General features: G+C 67.5%; 16 protein-coding genes and 1 pseudogene. 12 read left to right on the forward strand and 5 right to left on the reverse strand.

Annotated elements, in window-relative coordinates; genetic code table 11:
- From ACGFIM_RS16855 to ACGFIM_RS16910, 12 genes are all read left to right on the forward strand, one after another.
- Nucleotides 1-642: an SAF domain-containing protein gene (locus ACGFIM_RS16855; protein WP_393200954.1), complete on the forward strand. Its 642-nt coding sequence runs from the start codon at nucleotides 1-3 to the stop codon at nucleotides 640-642.
- 7 nt (nucleotides 643-649) lie between these two features.
- Nucleotides 650-1,378, forward strand: a complete 729-nt coding sequence (locus ACGFIM_RS16860; RefSeq protein WP_393200956.1) for a hypothetical protein — start codon at nucleotides 650-652, stop codon at nucleotides 1,376-1,378.
- Nucleotides 1,375-2,670, forward strand: a complete 1,296-nt coding sequence (locus ACGFIM_RS16865; RefSeq protein ID WP_393200958.1) for a CpaF family protein — start codon at nucleotides 1,375-1,377, stop codon at nucleotides 2,668-2,670. The genes ACGFIM_RS16860 and ACGFIM_RS16865 overlap by 4 nt, the downstream gene beginning before the upstream one ends.
- Entirely contained in the window at nucleotides 2,667-3,503 is an 837-nt protein-coding gene (locus tag ACGFIM_RS16870) for a type II secretion system F family protein (protein ID WP_393200960.1), read from the forward strand. The genes ACGFIM_RS16865 and ACGFIM_RS16870 overlap by 4 nt, the downstream gene beginning before the upstream one ends.
- The gene (locus tag ACGFIM_RS16875; protein ID WP_393200962.1) at nucleotides 3,500-4,366 is read left to right on the forward strand and encodes a type II secretion system F family protein; all 867 of its coding nucleotides are present in this window, start codon (nucleotides 3,500-3,502) and stop codon (nucleotides 4,364-4,366) included. The genes ACGFIM_RS16870 and ACGFIM_RS16875 overlap by 4 nt, the downstream gene beginning before the upstream one ends.
- Nucleotides 4,367-4,391: 25 nt before the next feature.
- Nucleotides 4,392-4,595 carry a hypothetical protein gene (locus tag ACGFIM_RS16880; RefSeq protein ID WP_393200964.1) on the forward strand — a complete coding sequence of 68 codons (204 nt, stop codon included), beginning with the start codon at nucleotides 4,392-4,394 and terminating at the stop codon, nucleotides 4,593-4,595.
- Nucleotides 4,592-4,966 carry a TadE/TadG family type IV pilus assembly protein gene (locus ACGFIM_RS16885; protein ID WP_393200966.1) on the forward strand — a complete coding sequence of 125 codons (375 nt, stop codon included), beginning with the start codon at nucleotides 4,592-4,594 and terminating at the stop codon, nucleotides 4,964-4,966. Before ACGFIM_RS16880 ends, ACGFIM_RS16885 begins: the two co-directional genes overlap by 4 nt.
- Nucleotides 4,963-5,388 carry a TadE/TadG family type IV pilus assembly protein gene (locus tag ACGFIM_RS16890; RefSeq protein WP_393200968.1) on the forward strand — a complete coding sequence of 142 codons (426 nt, stop codon included), beginning with the start codon at nucleotides 4,963-4,965 and terminating at the stop codon, nucleotides 5,386-5,388. The genes ACGFIM_RS16885 and ACGFIM_RS16890 overlap by 4 nt, the downstream gene beginning before the upstream one ends.
- On the forward strand, nucleotides 5,385-5,795 hold the full coding sequence (locus tag ACGFIM_RS16895) for a pilus assembly protein TadG-related protein (RefSeq protein ID WP_393200970.1): 411 nt from the start codon (nucleotides 5,385-5,387) through the stop codon (nucleotides 5,793-5,795). Before ACGFIM_RS16890 ends, ACGFIM_RS16895 begins: the two co-directional genes overlap by 4 nt.
- Nucleotides 5,792-8,449 carry a LysM peptidoglycan-binding domain-containing protein gene (locus ACGFIM_RS16900; RefSeq protein ID WP_393200972.1) on the forward strand — a complete coding sequence of 886 codons (2,658 nt, stop codon included), beginning with the start codon at nucleotides 5,792-5,794 and terminating at the stop codon, nucleotides 8,447-8,449. The genes ACGFIM_RS16895 and ACGFIM_RS16900 overlap by 4 nt, the downstream gene beginning before the upstream one ends.
- 156 nt (nucleotides 8,450-8,605) lie before the next feature.
- A complete protein-coding gene (locus ACGFIM_RS16905) occupies nucleotides 8,606-9,211 on the forward strand; it encodes a hypothetical protein (RefSeq protein WP_393200974.1) in 606 nt (201 codons plus the stop codon).
- Nucleotides 9,208-10,626 (forward strand): hypothetical protein, encoded by a 1,419-nt coding sequence (locus ACGFIM_RS16910; protein WP_393200976.1) that lies wholly within the window; start codon nucleotides 9,208-9,210, stop codon nucleotides 10,624-10,626. Before ACGFIM_RS16905 ends, ACGFIM_RS16910 begins: the two co-directional genes overlap by 4 nt.
- Before the next feature lie 70 nt (nucleotides 10,627-10,696).
- Here ACGFIM_RS16910 and ACGFIM_RS16915 read toward each other — a convergent pair whose 3' ends face one another.
- From ACGFIM_RS16915 to ACGFIM_RS16935, 5 genes and pseudogenes are all read right to left on the reverse strand, one after another.
- Nucleotides 10,697-11,251, reverse strand: a complete 555-nt coding sequence (locus ACGFIM_RS16915; RefSeq protein ID WP_393200978.1) for a PolC-type DNA polymerase III — start codon at nucleotides 11,249-11,251, stop codon at nucleotides 10,697-10,699.
- A pseudogene (locus ACGFIM_RS16920) lies at nucleotides 11,151-12,136 on the reverse strand (IS5 family transposase). The gene ACGFIM_RS16915 and the pseudogene ACGFIM_RS16920 overlap by 101 nt, the downstream one beginning before the upstream one ends.
- Before the next feature lie 51 nt (nucleotides 12,137-12,187).
- Nucleotides 12,188-14,701 carry a DEAD/DEAH box helicase gene (locus ACGFIM_RS16925; protein ID WP_393200980.1) on the reverse strand — a complete coding sequence of 838 codons (2,514 nt, stop codon included), beginning with the start codon at nucleotides 14,699-14,701 and terminating at the stop codon, nucleotides 12,188-12,190.
- Nucleotides 14,673-15,992 (reverse strand): ATP-binding protein, encoded by a 1,320-nt coding sequence (locus ACGFIM_RS16930; RefSeq protein ID WP_393200982.1) that lies wholly within the window; start codon nucleotides 15,990-15,992, stop codon nucleotides 14,673-14,675. Before ACGFIM_RS16930 ends, ACGFIM_RS16925 begins: the two co-directional genes overlap by 29 nt.
- Nucleotides 15,989-18,055, reverse strand: coding sequence for a TerB N-terminal domain-containing protein (locus tag ACGFIM_RS16935; RefSeq protein WP_393200984.1), 2,067 nt, complete (start codon nucleotides 18,053-18,055; stop codon nucleotides 15,989-15,991). Before ACGFIM_RS16935 ends, ACGFIM_RS16930 begins: the two co-directional genes overlap by 4 nt.
- Between the last annotated feature and the right edge of the window lie 153 nt (nucleotides 18,056-18,208).

Below are 18,208 nucleotides of genomic sequence, written 5' to 3' on the forward strand. Positions count from 1 at the left end.
ATGCTGCTTCAGCGGCTCTCGCCGTCCAGGGAAGCGGGCCAGTTGCGCCCGTTGCCGAGTCGGCGCAGCCCGATGATGCTCGTGGTGGGCGTCGCGTTGACCGCGCTGGGGGCATTGGTGGCCTGGCAGGTGTACGGGGTCGCCAGCCAGCGGGTGCCGGTCCTGGTCATGGCCAGAGATGTGCCGGTCGGCCAGCAGCTTCAGGCTCAGGACCTGCGCACGGTCGCGCTTGGTGTGGATGCGGCGGTCCACTCCGTCGACGCCGCGGCGAGGACCGCGCTGATCGGTAGGCGGGCCGCGGTGGATCTGAAGGCGGGCAGCCTGCTGTCCCCCGCACACGTGACCGACGTGCTGGTGCCGGCGCCGGGCGAGGTTGTGGTGCCGGTGGCGCTGAAGCCCAGCCGGTTGCCGGCCAGGGGGATCCAGCCGGGCGATCGGGTGGTGGCCACTGCCGTGTCGTCCGGTGATGTGGGCCGTGGGCCGGCACAGGATCAACCGGCCAGGGTGGATCGCGTCGGACAGCCGGACGCTGACGGGCTGGTCGTGGTCGACCTGGTCGTCCCGGCTGCGGCTGGTACGGCTCTGGCCCGCCAGGCTGCTGAGGGCCAGGTCGCGATCGTGCTGCAGTCGCGGGCTGGGTGAGCTCCTGATGCTGATCGTTCTGTGCTCGGGTGGGCACAGCCCCGGCGTGACGACGGCCGGGCTGGCTCTGACCCTGACCTGGCCGCGAGAGGCCCTCTTCGCTGAGTGCGACCCGGCCGGTGGAAGTGTCCTGTCCGGTTACTTGGTCGGTCATCAGCAGGATCGCGGCTTGGGTGAGTGGTCGGTGCAGCTCCGGCGCGGAGCCGACGCGATGGCCACGCTGGCCCACCAGGTGTTGCAGCTGAACGGCCCGGAGAACCGCCGGATTCTTCCCGGCTTGGCGACTCCTTCACAGGCGTCATCCGTCCAGCCGCTGTGGCCGAACATCGCCGAGACCTTCGCCACCATGCCCGGGGATGTGATCGCCGACATCGGACGGATCGGCGGCTCGGACACCCCCGTCCCGCTGCTGGCCGGCGCGGACCACGTCGTCGTTATCACGCAGCCGACACTGCGCGACCTGTCCGCACTCGCTCCTCGCCTCGCAGAAATCGCGACGGTACGGGGCCACCGGCTGAGTCCTCGGGTGGTACTGACCGGTGACGGGCCCTATGGGCGCAGGGAGGTCGCCAGAACGCTGGACGTGGAGGTGGCCGGCCACCTTCCGCATGATCCGAAGGCGGCGGCGGTGCTGACGCACGGCGCGGGCAGCGAGCGGCACCTGTCGCGTTCCCTCCTCCTGCGCGCTGCGCGTTCGCTCGGGACCAAGCTGTGTGAGCGAGTGACGGCGTCATGAGTTTCGATGTGCAGCAAGCGGTGCGGGACATCCTGCCCCAGGTGACCGAGGCGCTCGATAACGCCGGTGTCACCGGGGACGAGGCCGTCCGCGAGTACGCACGGGCGGTCATCATCCACCTGGTACGCGAGTACGCCGACAGCAGGACTCTGACCGGCCGCGACGTGCCCACCCTGCCTGAAGAGCGGCTGCTGGCCGAGGCCGTCTACAACGAGATCTTCGCCTTGGGGCGCCTGCAGCCGTTCGTCGACGACCCCGAAGTGGAGAACATCGACGTCAACGGCTGCGACCAGGTGTGGATCACCTACCGGGACGGGCGTAAGGTCCTCGGCCCGGCGATCGCCGACAGCGACGAGGAACTGGTGGACAACGTCCGCCGGTGGGCCGCCTACCAGGGCCAGACAGCCCGAGACTTCTCCATCGCCCGCCCGCGCCTGCACCTCTCGGTCGGGCGGACGCGCATCGCCGCGCTGATGGGAGTCACACCGCGTCCGTCCCTGTCGATCCGCAGACACGGCATGCTCCACGCCGACCTGGACGACCTGATGGCGGCCGACACCCTGGACAAGGGGTGCCGCGCTTTCCTGGCCGCTGCCGTACGCGCCCACAAGGACATCGTGATCACCGGTGGGATGGGCGACGGCAAGACCACCTTCGCCCGCGCCCTCGCCGCGGAGATCGACCCGGACGAGCGGATCGCCACCGTGGAGAAGGAGTACGAACTCTTCCTCCACGCCCAGCCCGAGCGCCACCGGGACGTTCTCGCCTTGGAGGCCCGCGAGGGCAACACCGAGGGCTTCGGCGCGATCACCCTGCACCAGCTGATCGAGGACGCCCTGCGCTTCAATGCCCGCCGCATCATCGTCGGCGAGGTCCGCGGGGACGAGCTGGTCCCGATGCTGGAGGCGATGAACACCGGAGGCGCCGGCTCCATCTGCACCATGCACGCCGACTCCGCCGACCAGGTGTTCGCCCGGATGCTGATCCTGGCCGGCTCGGGCGGCCTGTCGATCGCGCCGGAGACGCTGTTCCGCACCATCGGCATGGCCGTGGACTTCGTCGTCCACCTGCGGCACGAGCTCCGCCACGACCTGGACGGGCTGGTCAACCGCCGATACGTCGCCGAGATCCACGAGGTCCTGCCACCGGCTGACGGGCTGGAACCGGCGGTCAACCGCGTCTATGTTCCCGGCCGTGATGGGCGCGCGGTGCCGAACACCATCCCCCAGTGCATGGACGAGCTGGTCGCTGCCGGTTTCGATCCGCACCTGTTCACGGGAGCATGGGCATGAACGGCTGGCTGGCCGCCCTCGCCGGGGCGGCGCTGATCGCCGGGCCGATCCTGGCGGCCGCCGGTTCCCGTCGGGTTCCGGTACGGCCGCCCCGCCCGCCACGGCGCCGGATCCCCCGGACCGCCGTCATGCCGTTGGTGTACGGGCTGGCGGCGTTCTGCGTGACGTGGTGGCTGACAGGCTGGCCGGTGGCCGCCGCTGGGGCAGCAGTCGGCGCGATCGCACTGCCGCGCATGCTGACCAGCCGAGACACCGTACGGCGCATCGAACGGCTGGAAGCGCTCGAAGCCTGGATCCGCCACCTGGCCGACGTGCTGGGCGGTAGCGCGGGCATCGAGGAGGCGTTGCGCTCCAGCGCCGACCGCCCGCCCGCGCCGATCGCCCTCGAGGTACGCGCGCTGGCCCGGCGGCTCAGCTACCGCACCCCCACCGAACAGGCGCTACGCGCGTTCGCCGACGACCTGGCCGACCCGACCGGCGACATGATCGCCGCCGCGCTGATCCTGGCCTGCCGCGCTCGCGGACAAGGGCTGCGTGAGGTCCTGCAGCGACTGGCCCGCACGGTCGCCAAGGACGTCGCCGCCCGCCGAGAGATCAATGCCGAACGAGCCACTCACCGTGTCACCGCCCGCTGGGTCGTCGGCGCCCTACTCGGCTACACGGCCTTCGCCCTGCTCAACACCGCCTACGTCGCTCCATTCGGCACAGTCGGCGGGCAGCTCGTGCTCGCGATCGTGATCGCCCTTTACGCGAGCGCGTTCACCTGGCTGTACCGCCTCTCCAGGCCGCCGAAGGGCCACCGCTTCCTCAACACCGCCAGCGAGCCGTCATGATCGGGATCGTGCTGGCCTGCGGCGCGATCAGCGGCCTCGGGATCGCCCTCGTCCTCGCCACCGCCTTCCCAGCCCCTCCCGCGCTCGCCCCTGCGATGGAACGCCTCCGGCCAGGCGGACATCCCGAACCAGAGCAAGACTGGAAAGCGCGGCTGACCGGCAAGTTGTCGAGAACGATGATCGGCGCGCGGATACCGCATGCCGACCTGGCGTTGCTCGGCAAGACGCCTCACGACTACCTCGCCCAGAAGGCGTTGATGATCGCCCTGGGGGCGGCCGGTCCGTTCGTGTTCTGGGCGTGGTGTGCGCTGCTGGACGTCAGCCTGCCCTGGCCCGTCTCCTGGGCCGCCTGCTTGGGCTTCGCCGTCGCAGTGTTCTTCGCCCCCGACGCGGCCATCCGCGGCCAGGCCGTCGAAGCACGCACTGCGTTCCGGCAGGCCATCGTCGTCTATCTCGACCTGGTGGCGCTCGCCCGCGCGGCAGGAGCCGGGCCGGCCGAGGCGCTGGAGTCGGCGGCGAAGATCGGCCATGGGTGGACGTTCCAGCGGCTGGCTCAGGCTTTGGACCCCGCTCGCCGATCCGCCGGCAGCGCATGGGACGAGCTCACCCGCTTGTCCCAGGAGATCAGCGTCCCTGAACTGGCTGACGTGGCCGCCATCGCCCAGCTGGCCGGCACCAGAGGAGCCAGCATCCTCGACACCCTGATGGCCAAAGCCCAGTCCCTACGCGAGGCCGACCTGTCGGCCGAGGTCTCCAAGGCCCGGTCCCGCACCGAGACCATGACCGTCCCGATGGCCCTGTCGGTCCTCGGATTCCTACTGCTGCTCGGCTACCCCGCCTTCGCGCGGATGACCGGCGGCTGACCCCTATCCCGGAGGTATCCAACTGATGATCCGTAACCGCGTGCTCGCCGGTGCCGTGCGGCTGGAGCTGCTGCTCAACCGCCATGCCGTACGGCGCGGCCTGGACCCCGAACGCGGCGCCTCGACCGTGGAATGGGTGATCATCGCTGCCGTGCTCTTCATCTTGGCCGTCACCGTCGGCACGAAGATCACCTCTGTCGTCAACGAGCAGCTCGCCAAGATCAAATGAGCGGACGTGAGCGAGGATCAGCAACGCTGGAGGCCGCCCTGGTCTATCCCGCGGTACTCCTGCTTGTCCTGCTCACCCTGAACACCGCGCTGTGGTTCCATGCCAGGACCCTCGCCATGGCCGCCGCCCAAGAGGGGCTGCGCGCGGGGCGGGCCTTCGACTCCAGCCTGTCGGCGGGGCAGGCGACGGCCGAACGCTTCATCCGCCAGGCAGGCGGCTCGTTCCTCACCCATCCGAAGGTCGCCATAACGCGCGACGCGAACACCGTCGAGGTGTCGGTCAGCGGCCAGGCCATCAGCCTGGTCCCCCTGCTGAACCTCACCGTGACCCAGGTCGCCCGCGCTCCCATCGAGAGATGGACCACCGAATGACGCGCGAGCGCGGATCGATAGCCCTGGAGATGGCGATCATCGCACCGGCGCTGATCACCCTGCTGTTGATGGTCATCGGGCTGGGCCGCGTCGCCCTCGCCCACAGCGCCCTCGACGCTGCCGCGCGGGACGCCGCCCGGCAAGCCTCCATCGCCCGCGATCCAGCCGCCGCGCGATCGGCTGCTGTGACGAGCGCACGGGCGGCGCTCGCTCGTGAAGGTCTGGCCTGCACGCCGTCGGTGACCGTGGACACCACGGGCCTGTCCGCACCCCTGGGCAGACCGGCTGCGGTGGTCGCCCGCGTCTCCTGCGAGGTGGAGCTGGCCGACCTCGCCGTACCGGGAATCCCCGGCACCAAGACCATCACCAGCAGCTTCACCAGCCCGATCGACCCCTACCGCGCACGAGGAGAGCAGCCGTGAACGCCGAGAGGGGCTCGGTCACGGTGTTCACCGCAGTGATCGCCTTCGCGCTGCTGCTCTGCGCCGGGCTCATGGTGGACGGCGGCGCCAAGATCCAGGCGTACCGGGAAGCGTACGCTGCGGCCGAGGAAGCCGCCCGCGCCGGAGCCGGACAGATGAACACCGCACGCGCCTACACCAGCGGCCGGTTCGAGATCGACACCGCCCAGGCACTATCTGCCGCCCGCGCCTACCTGACGGCCGCCGGTCACACCGGCACCGTCTCCACGACAGGTAACCAGGTGCGCGTCACGGTCACGGTGTCCAAGCCGACCGCGCTGATCTCCTTGATCGGCATCGACAGCGTGACCGCCACTGCCGGCGCCTCGGCGCGCATGTTCCACGGTATCGAGCAAGGACGATCATGAAGATGTACGGGCTGCGTCACCCGATCCTCGCCAAGGCCGGTGCCGTTGTGGTGCTCACGGGATTGCTGCTCGGCATTCCTGCCGTCCTTCTGACCTTCTTCTGGCCCGTGGACGTACCCACGCTCGACGATCTGGCTACGCCAGGAGAGCCGGTCGTGGTGAAGGCGCTCCTGCTGGGTGTCGTGTGGACGTGCTGGGCGTTGTTCGCCTGTGCCGTCGTGGTGGAACTGGTGGAAACGGTCCGAGCCCGGCGCAGCCCGGTGCGCATGCCCTTCCAGCGGCTGGCCGCCTACCTGATCACCACCATCGTCGTGGCGGCGACCGCCCCTGCCGCAGGACCTCGCGGCATGGTTCCGGCAGCAGCAGTGACCGTCACTCCTGCCGCGCCACCCGGTCCCCCACCCGCCGCAGAGCCGCAGGGCTCCACCGCGAAGGCGTACACCAGCTACGTGGTCAAGCCACACGACACCCTCTGGACGATCGCGGAGAAACAGCTCGGAGATCCCATGCGGTACCGGGAGATCGTCACGCTGAACCAGGGTCGCACGATGGACGACGGCCAGACCTTCACCCGAGGAGACTGGCTCCGGCCGGGCTGGACCCTGCGCCTTCCCGCCGATGCCCGCAAAGAAGCCCATAGCTCTGAACGCACACACACCGTTTCGCCTGGCGAGAGCCTCTGGGAAATCTCTGAGCGGCACCTCGGAGACGGCAACCGTTACAAGGAGATCTTCCGCCTGAACAAAGGCCGCACTCAGCCCGACGGGGCACGCCTGACCAACCCCGGTGTGCTGGAATCCGGCTGGCGCCTGATGCTGCCCAGACGGGAGCCAGAACCGCGCGATCGCACACGCCTCGATCGCGCCTCGCACCGCGAGGTCACTCCTGCCCAGCCCAGCGTCGAGCCGTCTCCACAGGTACAGCAGTCAGCCGCGGCAAGGACAACAACCTCAGTGGTCGTCCTCCCTGACGGCGGGATGATGGCACTGTCCTTCGCCGCGGGTGTGGCCGTCGCGCTCGCCTCCGCCCGGCTCCACTACCGCCGCCGCCTCAACGCTCCTACCGTCGAGGAGCCCGTCAGCCTGCCGGCGCCGACGCCCCACCCGCCGGCCGTACGCGCCCTGGAACAAGCACACATCCGCTCCTGCGCCGACTCCGAGGAAGCTCCGCCGGAGGACTTCGAGCTGGTCACATCCGCGTTCACAATCGACCCTCCGGTCATGCTCAAGGCCGGGATCCGCAGCGACGAGCCCATCTCCGTCGCGTTGTCGGGACTGAACCTGGCGCTGACGGGCCCAGGAGCGGACGACTGCGTACGCGCCATCGTGCTGGACCTCCTGACCCAGGCCGACCAGCACCGCGCGGAAATCGTCATGCCGGAAGCCGACGCCGTACGGTGGTTCGGCGAGTCCGTCTCCACGCTGGTCCCCCACCTGCCCGGCCTCCGCCTTACGGCCACGCTGGACAAGGCCATCGACCACCTGGAGGAGCAGTTCGTCGCCCGCCGCCGCATCCTCCGGGACTCCGAGGCCGACGACATCCCGCAGCTCCGCCAAGCCGAACCCGGCGAGCCCCTACCCGCTCTCCTGCTGACCGCCTGCTCCGCCGAAGCACACCCGTACCTGGACAAGCTCATGGGCCTGGCATCCGCCTTCGGCGTCGGCGCCGTACTGGCCGGCCACTCCACCTCCGGCACCACATGCGAGATCGATCAGAACCATCGGGTGACAGACACCACGGGCAACCTGGCAGATGACCTGCGCGACGCCACTTTGTTCCACCTCACCGAGGACGCCGCCAACGCACTCCTCCACACCCTCGCCACAGGCAACGGCATGCCGACCGAGGAACCCGCACCGGCGCCCGCCGAGCCAGCCGTTCCGCCACCAAGCCCCGTGGCCCAACCGGTGCGCTTCGGCATCGTGGGCGAACCCTCCCTCGAAGTGAACGGCAAGACCGTTGACCTCTCCAGGAGAACCAAAGCCCTGGAGCTCCTCGTCCTGCTGACCGTACATCCGAAGGGCTTGGACCGCGAACAGATCTGCGACCACCTCTGGCCAGAACTGGACGAGACCCTGGCCGGGTACCGCTTCCACGCCGCACTCAAAGACCTGCGCGCCGCCCTACGCGAAGCCTCCGGCCTGGGCGAGAAGGAAGCCACCTTCATCGAACGCGCCGGCAAGACCTACCGCATCGCCGCCCAGCACATCGACGTCGACCTCTGGACCTTCCACCGCGCCCTCGCCGACGCCCGCACCGCCACCGACGAGCAGACGAAGACAGCCGCCCTGGAAGCGGTCGCCGGCCTATGCCGAGGACGCCTCGGCCAAGGCCTCCGCTACGACTGGCTCGACCAAGACCACCGCTGGCCCCTGACCGTGGCGAGCGTCAAAGCCCTCCTCCAACTCGGCGCCCTCCACGAACGCACCGGCCACCACGAACGCGCCCTTGAGATCTACGACCAGGCCACCACCCTCGACCCCGACATGGAAAGCGCTACCAGATCAGCCATCCGCCTGCTCCTCCACCTCGGCCGCACAGACGAAGCCCGCCTGCGCGCCACGCACCTGAAGTCGCGCCTCGACGCTCTAGGCGTCAGATGCTCCCCAGAAACCCAAGCCGTGCTGGATCTCATGCATGCGCGATCAAGGTAACGCCGCCAGTAGCAGTCTCGCGGCTCAAACGATGGGATCCATACCGGACTTGCGAGCCATTTCTCGAACACGACTTCGGGGCACACGCGAGAGTTACGCAATCGTGATCACGTGAAGCTCTTATCAAATAGCGAGAGCAGATCTAATCTCTCACCTGTGGCGGGTGAGGATGCGCAACTCAAGGGAATACTGAAGCTTCGTCGAGCGAAGCGCTGGCTCGAATCATCCACCCGCGTAGCGCAATCATGGACAAATGAGGACGTTGGACTCAAGGAGATGCTTGAGTTCGACTGGCCGTACTGGGACAAACCCTTCTCGTTCGATATAGGTGGCCGATTCCGCGGAGACGAGCTCAGCGGGAGGATGTTCGTCGCCGAAGTCAAGGGCTACCGCGCCGAATACGACCTCCCGCATCACTACCAGTCGTTCCTCGCCAAGTGCTATGTGGCACTGCAGGCCAAACCCACGCGCTGCGACCACTTCATGTGGATCTCCTGGGCGCCCTTTCAGGCACAGAAGTGGCACCACCACCCGAGCGTCCCCAGCGTGAAAAACGCAGTGCTTAAGGAGCGGCAGCGAATCTTCAATACTGACGACAGAGAGGAAGCCGAGCGTCTGCTTGACGAGAAGCTCCTCGTCGATGTCGCCGACCGCCTTTGGTTGATAACTCTGTGCGACAAGCAAGAAAACCTGATCATTGCGGAGAACCACTACCGCGATGTCGTCAGCATGATGCTCGCCGAGGAGTTGCACCGGCCATGACTGAATCCTTCGTGGCGGCGATCGACCGAGCACTCGGGGAGCCAGAACCAGGCGCCCGGGTGTCCAGCATCAAAACAGCGGTCAGCAGACAACTAGAAGGCATGGAGCGAGGCCTGCGGATAAAACACACCGAGTACTTCAACAACACGATCGCCCCCGACATGATCGTCAAATGGCCCGCCGAAAAGCGAGAACGCTTCGTCTTCCTAAGGGCCAATCAACATCCGGCGTGGCTGGAGGAAGACGTCAAGATCGTCGGGCAGAGCCATCCCATCATCGTCACCCTGCAGGCCACCGCCCTCCCTACAGCAAGCGACCTGCAGAACTCTGCGCAGAGCACCGACACACTCGTCACCGACCCCCTCGGTGTGCAGGAGTTGGCACGCGAGCCCGAACGGCCCGCAATCGGTCTGCTGTCCCAGGCGATTCTCCGGGGAGGCAGAGGCATCCTCGGCCGGCAACAGGCCACGAACGCCACGACGATCACGGACCAGGGCTTCCGCGGAGCGGAGCGAGGCATCACCGCACCAACCCGCAGCGCCACCGACCTGATTGCCGACCTGCTCACAGACGACCAAGCCAGCCGGATGACTCGGGTTCTCCAGTCCGTCTGGGAGGGCCATGGCGCCCGCCCTGCAGATTTCCCAGGGCGAAGAGACCTCTCCGGACGCCTGACGGACGAGGACGTGGCATTCCTCATCGACAATCTGACCGCCGACGATCCGCAGTTCTGGCGACGAATCGGACGCACGATCAACCTTGATCAGCTTTCCCGCTTGGCACTGAGCGATCCGTCGGCCAACCTACAACGACTGGTGGCGGCCAATGCCGACAGGCTCACTGGCAAAGCCATGCGCCTATTGCACGAACCTCCCAGAGTCGATGAGGCCGACATCACCCAGGTACCACGATGGTTGATCTCCCGCGGTTGCCTCATCCTCCGTGGCGAGGACTGGAGCCTGTACATCGCCGCCAACACCGTTGACCAGCTACCGAGAGCCGAACAGCGGCAGGGCATAGCCGTGTCCCGCCTCCGCGAGCGCAGCCTCCACCAGCCGGTCCACATCGGGCAGCTCGAGCTGAGTTCTGGAGACCGCGTCATCACCTATGCCTCGCGAGGCATGGAGAACGTCATCAACGACGAGCGGCTCATAGAGCTTGCCGAGAGCCCTGACGTCCTCATCCATCGGGCTACGCTGGTGCTCCCCAGCGGGAGGCGAATCATCTGTGATTTCTCGAGCCTGACCGCCTTCGGCCAGACCAGCGCAACATTCCCCATCGAAGAATTGGTCGGCTCCGCGCTTCCGGTCCTCAAAGACATCGACGACGCCGAGACGCAAACCGCCATCCGCGCGCTTGCCTCCGCTCCTGCCCCTCCTGACACAGAGCAGCTAACCTTCGACTTCGATGTCTGATCATCTCAATGGCCTGGCAGCGGTTAAGGGGAGATCCAAGCTGGAAGCCGTTTGGCCGAGCGGGCTGAGGTCACCCTGGCATTGCGCGACGTCGGACACTGCCTGAGGCAGGTGCAGGGCACCACGGTTGGGCTGGAAGCTGTCCAGAGACGCCGACTTCGTCTAACCACTGCAGCCCTTGTGCCGTGGCGCGGGCCAGATAGATCTGTAGCAGCTTGGCGCAGGTACGGGCGTCGCTTTCGGCTCGGTGCGCCGTGCCGTTGTCGATTCCTTCGGCAGCGGCACAGTCGGCGAGGCGATGGGAGGGCAGCGACGGCCCGAAGCTGCGCGACAGGTCCAGGGTGCACAGGGTCATCAGGTTGTCGGGGGCGAACCCCGCACGGGCGAATTCGGCGCTGAGCACTTCGCTGTCATAGCGGATGTTGTGGGCAACGATCACCGCGTCGGCGAGCATGGCTGCCACATCTCCGACGATCTGCGGGAAGTGTGGTGCCGCTGCTAGGGCCTGTACGGACTTCGGATCTTCAGATCGGTTGAAGACTCCGGATCCACAAGACGGCTCCGCGTAAATGAAGGCCGGCCAGGTAGCTTCTGGGCGTCTTGTCGAAACGGAAGGCCAGCCCACGCCACTCCTTGATCCGATTGATGCAGCGTTCCGCCGTGTTGCGCTCCTTGTAGAGATCGGGATCATGACTGACCGGGCGGCCTCCACGAGAGCCGCGCTTCTTGCGGTTAGCCGCCTGGTCAGCTTTCTCTGGGATGACCGCCTTGATGCCGCGCCGGCGCAGGTAGACGCGGTTGCCGCGAGAGGAGTACGCCTTGTCGGCGGCCACCGCACCCGGGCGGGTGCGCGGGCGGCCGACGGCCAGGCGGACCTTGATGCGCTCCAGGACGGCGCGAAACTGCGGGCTGTCTCCCGCCTGGCCTGGTGTCAAGACGAAGGACAGGGGACGGCATCGCCGCTCGGCGGACAGGTGCACCTTGCTGGTCAGCCCGCCCCGCGAGCGGCCCAGCGCGGCGGCCTTCAGCCGGATCCTGCGCCGCAGCCGTACCCGTCGGCGTCCGGCGTGGTTCAGGTCTTCGCCAGAGTCGCCGTCGAGGGTGTTTTGCCCCTTTGGCGCAGCCCCTTTTCCTGCTCGACGGCCTCTTCCAGCGCCTGAGCAAGCTCACCGTCCAGGACCATCCCCGCGGCGTGATGGTGGGCGCGAGCCGTGGTGGAGTCCACGCTGACCAGGTCGAGGTCGACCTGCCCCCGGGCCGCGGCCTCGGCGATCATCGCCTGCATCAGCTGCTCGAAGACTCCCATCATCGCCCACGACCGGAATCGGTCGTAGACCGTGGACCAGGGCCCGTACTCGGCGGGCAGATCCCGCCACGGACTGCCGGTGCGAAACCGCCACATCACCGCGTTGAACTGCTTCCGCAGGTCCGGGATCGGGCCTCGCTCACCCAGCGGCAGGTGAGGCTCGATCAACGACCACTCCTCGTCGGTGAGGTCTCCACGCGCCATGGCGATGGCCTACCAGGAACAGAGGCCAAGCGCAGGCGAATCCCTCTGATCTCAACTCCGTACAGGCCCTAGATCGCCTTCGGTCAGGCCGTGGATATGTGTGGGGCCCGGCCCAGTTCCAGGGTTCACCATGGTGGAGTAGGCGAGATCTTCGCTGCCGTCGGGGTGCAGGCGGATGATCGCGATTTCGGCGATGCGAGCCTTGCGCGCGTCGAGGGAGGTGGTCTCGATGTCCAGGACGGCGAAGGGCAACGTGCCCAGGCGGTGTCGATGGGGCGGTGTTGCGACGTTCGTCGGCGTGTCCACGCTGGCGGGTCTTGCGCAACCGGTCACGGCTGCGAGAGCGGTGATGGATTGCTGAGTCTCCGTGACGTCGAGCCGGCGGGCGTAGGAGCGGGTGAGCAATTCCTCGCCGATGACGTCGTCGTACTTGTCGATTCGCTTGTCGCTGACCAGCGCCGCCAGGTCCTTGGCGTCAGGGATGCCATCCGAGGCGAGTTTCGTCAGCAGGCCGGCGGCTACTTGTGGTGAGGTGTCACTGATCAGCAGCGCGAGTCCGTAGCGGACAACGTCGACGCCATGGGTGTGCAGGGCCAGGGCGAGGGTGGTCATGATGACGTCGCCGCGGAAGGGGAAGAGCAGGGTGTCGTTGCCGTAACCGACGAGCGGGTTGTCATGCAGACCTAGCCGACGGTAGGCGGCGCGGCCCTCAGCGAGCAGGACCTGTCCGGTTGCGTCGAGGTAGGGCGGGATCGTGATCTCTTCGTAGATGCGGCGCATGGTGGTGCGGATGCGGTCGTGGACAAGTGGTCCGGTGCCGGTGAAGCGGGGCGGCCGGCCTCCAGAGGCGCGGGCGACCTCGATGAGCTTGGCGTGGGTATCGATGGTCAGGATGCGCCAGCGGCGGCCGGCGAAGATGAGCAGGCTGCCCTCGGGGAGCGGCTGTTCGATGGGCAGGCTGCCGAGTGTCCGGCCCTCAGTGACGATCCGATATTCGGTGGGGGCGGCGAAGGCGGTGTAGAAGGTGTAGTGGTTGACCAACCGCTCCCCCACCTCGGCGTGCAGCAGCAGGCCGTCGCTTTCCTGCCGAATGAGCTGCGCGGTCCCGAGGTCGCGGAGCAGCATGGCGAAAGTCGGGGCGTCCACGGCACGGAAGGGGCCTTGCGCGCACAGCGTTCGGTAGGCGTCGGCCGGGGTGATGCCGCCGTGCTGGGCGATGAGAGACAGGAGCTGCTGGACCAGGGTGGACAGGTGCATGGCCTCAGCCGCCGGGGGCTCGTACCAGCGTCGCAGGAGCAGTTCGATGGTGGCGATGGCCTGTACCAGCTGGGCGCGCAGTTCGTCGGCCGGATGGATGGTCGGGGTGGCTTCGGGCTCGCTGACGTACAGGCGCAGGATGGCCGGCCCGCCGCGCCGCCCAGAGCGACCAAGACGTTGTCGTAATGCCGCGACGCTGGGTGGTGCGCCGATCTGCGCGATGGAGTGGACAGCGCCGATGTCGATGCCCATCTCCAGGGTGGAGGTGCAAATGGCGGTGGTCGGCCGGGTGCGGTCTTTGAGCCGGGTCTCGGTGTGTTCGCGGATATCTTTCGACAGGTTGCCGTGGTGGGGGACGAACTCGTTCGGTACGTGGGCGCTTTCGCAGCGTCGGTTGAGCAGGTCGGTGTAGTCCTCAACGGCGGCGCGAGAGTTGGCGAAGACGAGGTTGTGGGAGCCGCGCAGCGTGGCGAACAGATGGTCGGCGATCGCGAGCCGGTCTCCGGTGGCGACGTCTTCTGCGCTGACCTCCTCGCCCAGGGCTTCGTGGGCGGCGCGGGCGCGGGGGTCGAGCGTTGGAGCGGTCTGGACGTAGCCGCGTATCTGCAGGCGAAGCTCTTGCGCATCGCTATTGGAGATGATCACGGTGACGTCGTCGCGGGCTCCTGGGCGCAGAAAGTCGGCGGCTTTGCCCATGTCTCCGAGTGTCGCTGACAGGCCGATGCGGGGGACACGGCGGCGGGCCGCGAGGTCGAGGCGGTGCATCAGTGACTGCAGTTGGGCTCCGCGTTCGGTGCCGATGAAGGAGTGCAGCTCGTCGATGACGAGGTAGCGGGCGGATGACATGAGGTCGCGGACCTTCCAGCCGCGCAGGACGAACATGGCCTCCAGCGACTCCGGGGTGATCAGCAGGATGCCTCGGGGATGGTCCAGCAACTTACTCTTGGACGAGGTGGCGACGTCGCCGTGCCAACGGGAGACCGTGATGCCCAGGTGGTCGCACAGCTGATCGAGCCGGCTGTACTGGTCGTTGATGAGGGCCTTGAGCGGGCTGATGTAGATGGCAGCGAACCCGGCGGTCTCCGGCTGCTCGGTCAGTGACGAGCAGATCGGCAGGAAGGCGGCTTCGGTCTTGCCCGACGCTGTGGCTGCCGCGATGAGCACGTCGCGGTCGCCGGACAGGATCGGCGCGACGGCGACCTCCTGAGCCTCGCGCAGTTCCCGCCAGTTCTGCTGCCAGATCCACTGCTGGACCTTGGGATGGAGCCGTTCGAAAGCATCAGAGCCGGAAGGAGGCGAGGTTGTCATCGCCGGGTCCTTCCGCCGAGTCCTCATCGAGCGGCGACAGGTCGGGATTGTGCTCCGGCGTCAGCTCCACCGAGGGCAGGATTTGGCGCCAGTCCACGCCGGGGTTCTGTTCGAGCACGGCCAGCAGGTCGCAGAACGCCTTGATGGTAGTGCGCGGTGTGCGGAAGTATGCCTCGCCGACACGGTTCGCGCAGTGGTGCATGAACGCCGCCAGCGCGTCGTCAGCCAGCAGGTAGCGGGAGGTGTCGCCACCAGCCTGGACGTGGCGCAGCTTGGCCAGCAGGACGTACAGGTCTTCCTGGGTGAGGGCGGCCAGGCGCAGGACAGGGCCGGAGTAGTCGACGAGGCCGCCGGTGGCAAAAGTGTTCTCGGACAGACGTGATTGCAGGGCCGGGTAACTGAACAGCCCACGGCGGGTGTCGGCGAGGAATTCCGGGGTGCCGCCGAAGACGAAGCCGAGATGGGCGGCAGTGCCTTGAAGGGTGTCGTTCAGGATGCGCAGGATCTGCTCGTAGTTGGAGTTGCGCGCCTGAGTGGAGGCGAGCTTGTAGAGGTTGACCATCTCGTCCAAGCACACCAAGAGCCCGTCGTAGCCGGCCAGCCGGACGAAGCTGCTCATCAGTTTCAGGTGGTCGTGGACGGTGGCGTCGTCGATGATCGTGCGCACTCCGAGCGCCGAACGGGCCTCGGTCTTGGTGGAGTACTCTGCGCGGAGCCAGCGTACGGCTGCGGATTTGAGCTGTTCGTCCCCAGAGTCGTGGCCACGCCAGTAGGCGGCTACGACTTCGGCGAAGTCGTAGCCGCCGGTCATCTCGCTCAGGTATGCCAGCCTGTTCCGGATGACCTGCGACGGATCGACTCCGGTCTGTTGGGCTTCGGCCAGGGCCGTTGAGACGAAACGCTCCACGACGCTGCTGAGTGCTCCCCCGTCCGGCTTCGCCCGAGTGGCCAGATTGCGCATGAGCTCGGCGTAGAGGCCGCGAGCCTGGCCACCGCTCGAGTGCAGGCGCCGGTCCGGGTTGAGGTCCGCGTGCACCGTGACCAGTTTCTTCTCCATCGCGATCGAACGCACCAGATGCAGGAAGAAGGTCTTGCCCGCGCCGAAGTCGCCGATGACGAACCGCACGGCAGATCCGCCGTCGGCGATGCGGTCGATGTCGCTCACCAGCGCCTTCACCTCTGGCTCACGTCCTACCTGGATGTGGCGCTGCCCGATGCGCGGCACCACACCGGCGCGCAGGGACTGCAGGAGGGCGTCACGCTCTCGGGGGCGGATCGCGGTCGGTATCACGTCAGTATCTCTCCCAGCAGGTTCCGGTCGATTCGGATGGGGTCGTCCCCATCCAGCAGCGGCTCGCCCACCAGCTCGTAGGCGGTCTCGTTGATCCGATCCAGTGCGCCGTCAGGCAGGAGCTTCCAGCGCGCCGCCACCTGCTCGAACTGTGCACGCGAGATCTGCTCTGCGGTGGCCAGCTCGCGAACCAGCCCGGAGTGCTGCCCGTCCAGCCCAGCGACAGGCGCGGCGGCGGGTAACGGTGTGGCCGCGGGCGGGGTCTCCTCCTCGGCGAAGATCGAGCCCAACAGCGCACCGACGCGCGCGGTCTCGGCCAGCTTGGCTGCGATCGCCGCCTCATCCAGTTGGATGATCGGTGCGGCGGTCCGCCGTGGGATGGCGTATCCCGGCTCTGGCTGGGCCGGGCGGACGACGATCGGTTCGGTCGCCGGCGCAGGCATGTTCGTGGTTGGTATGAGTGTGGGATCGAGCTCCAGCAATCGATAGATCTTGGTGAGGGTCTTCACCTCTGCCGGCGAGATGCGGCCGTCGGCTGCGGCCACGGCAGTGAGGAACTCCGCCACATAGGAGCGTTGGGCCGCGTCGATGCCCCCGATGCGCCTGGTGAGTCCGGCGAGCTTGACCGGGGTGACAGTGAGCCAGCGCAGATGCGCGTGCAGGCGCCGCCGTTCCTCGGCGGTCAGGTGCAGCGCCCGCTCCAGATGATCGCTCAGGTGGCGCTGCTCGGTCTCGTCGAAGTTTCCGTCGGCGGTGCTGACCGCTGCTGCGAGGTGGAGTAGCAACGTGGCGGCCTGGTAGGCGTCGGAGGCCGCCGCCGTGGGGCCTTCCGGCGCCGCGAACAACACCATGGATCCCGAGGTGAGCACCGCGCCGCCCAAGCGCGGGTCGGGCTCGATGCCGACACCCGCTCTGCCCAGCACCTGAGCCAGGGCGATGACGTCCTTCTTGGTTGGCTTGGCGTCCTGGGGCGAGGAGATGAAAGCGGAGAACTCACCCACTGGGACGACGGCAACATCGTGCGCGCCCAGCCGATGGCGCGCCCATGCGATGGCCTGTCCAGCGCTGCCGCTGGACAGGTTCACCAGTTCGGCCGGCAGCAACGCCTGAGCCTGGACGGAGGCCTGCCCGTCCGGAACGCGACCGAGGTAGCGGCTGTATGCCTCCAGATCCGAGGTGCACTCGTCGGCCAGCGCGATCAGTTTTCGAGTCGGCGCGGCGAGCCCCAGCACGTCGGGGATGCCGGGCAGAGTCAGCTCGGCAACCCCGCGGAAGCCGGCGCTGGCAGGCCGGTAATCCAGCGTGACCTCCTTACGCCCAGGCCGTACGCCAAGTCCGTGGCCGTGACGCGCGGCGTACCTTTGCAGGAAGAGCGCGTCGAATTCGGCCGCGCAGCGTGTGGCAGGGGTACGCGGGTGGTAGTCCGGATGTGAGCGGATCCAGGTCAGCGCCCACTGACCAGGGATAGGTGCTCCTTGTGCCGCGAAGGCGCCAAGGCCGGCTCGCAAGCGCAGCGGGGGCGGGTAGTCGCGCGTGGGGACAGGGGCCGGGCCTGATCCGGGCGCGCCGGTGGTGAGGAGGTCCAACACTTGCTCGAACTGTCCGGCATAGCGCCTGAAAGCCTTGTGACCTCCGTAGATGTCCAGCAGACGGCGTACCTCGTGGTGGATGATCGGCAGCTCGAACGCTGCGGTGGAACGGTCCCGCTGCAGGTCGTGCAGCACTCGGCGTTCCAGCCCGTAGAAGTAGAGGAACACGTAACCGATCGGCGCCTGCGGGAAGCGCCGCCCATCCGCGAGCCATGCCAGATAGGCGGCCCTGGACTGCGGCGGAATGTCGCCGTATGACGGCCAATAGTCCAGCCCTTGCCCGCCCCAGTCCGGTTGACGCAGGTCAACAGGCAGTGCGGGGTTGATAAGCGCCGGATCTGCCATGTATCCCGACGCGGCGGCTAATTCGGGGCCTACATAGAGCAGGCCGCCGACGATGTTGTAGCCCGCGATGGTGATGCTCGTCCTTGGGGGTAGCCACGGATCCGCGGGAGCGTAAGAACGTGCCTGCAACGCAGGAGCGGCAGGAGCGTGCATCGCGTGGCGGCCGCGCCGAACAGGAGACGAGTCATGAGCATGTGCCGCTGGCGGAGCCGTCACGGGCGGTGGGCTGGGGTCGCGTCTGAAACGGTCCAAGAAACTCACTGATCACCCCTGCTCCATCCT

This window comes from Nonomuraea sp. NPDC049309 (assembly GCF_043196965.1).
Lineage (GTDB): Bacteria > Actinomycetota > Actinomycetes > Streptosporangiales > Streptosporangiaceae > Nonomuraea > Nonomuraea fastidiosa.

Excerpts from the sequence above, each read along its gene's own strand:
- ACGFIM_RS16860 (WP_393200956.1), top strand. The coding sequence starts at position 650 with ATGCTGATCGTTCTGTGCTCGGGTGGGCACAGCCCCGGCGTGACGACG.
- ACGFIM_RS16925 (WP_393200980.1), bottom strand. The coding sequence starts at position 14,701 with ATGACAACCTCGCCTCCTTCCGGCTCTGATGCTTTCGAACGGCTCCAT.
- ACGFIM_RS16880 (WP_393200964.1), top strand. The coding sequence starts at position 4,392 with ATGATCCGTAACCGCGTGCTCGCCGGTGCCGTGCGGCTGGAGCTGCTG.
- ACGFIM_RS16865 (WP_393200958.1), top strand. The coding sequence starts at position 1,375 with ATGAGTTTCGATGTGCAGCAAGCGGTGCGGGACATCCTGCCCCAGGTG.
- ACGFIM_RS16890 (WP_393200968.1), top strand. The coding sequence starts at position 4,963 with ATGACGCGCGAGCGCGGATCGATAGCCCTGGAGATGGCGATCATCGCA.
- ACGFIM_RS16870 (WP_393200960.1), top strand. The coding sequence starts at position 2,667 with ATGAACGGCTGGCTGGCCGCCCTCGCCGGGGCGGCGCTGATCGCCGGG.
- ACGFIM_RS16855 (WP_393200954.1), top strand. The coding sequence starts at position 1 with ATGCTGCTTCAGCGGCTCTCGCCGTCCAGGGAAGCGGGCCAGTTGCGC.
- ACGFIM_RS16910 (WP_393200976.1), top strand. The coding sequence starts at position 9,208 with ATGACTGAATCCTTCGTGGCGGCGATCGACCGAGCACTCGGGGAGCCA.
- ACGFIM_RS16900 (WP_393200972.1), top strand. The coding sequence starts at position 5,792 with ATGAAGATGTACGGGCTGCGTCACCCGATCCTCGCCAAGGCCGGTGCC.
- ACGFIM_RS16875 (WP_393200962.1), top strand. The coding sequence starts at position 3,500 with ATGATCGGGATCGTGCTGGCCTGCGGCGCGATCAGCGGCCTCGGGATC.
- ACGFIM_RS16885 (WP_393200966.1), top strand. The coding sequence starts at position 4,592 with ATGAGCGGACGTGAGCGAGGATCAGCAACGCTGGAGGCCGCCCTGGTC.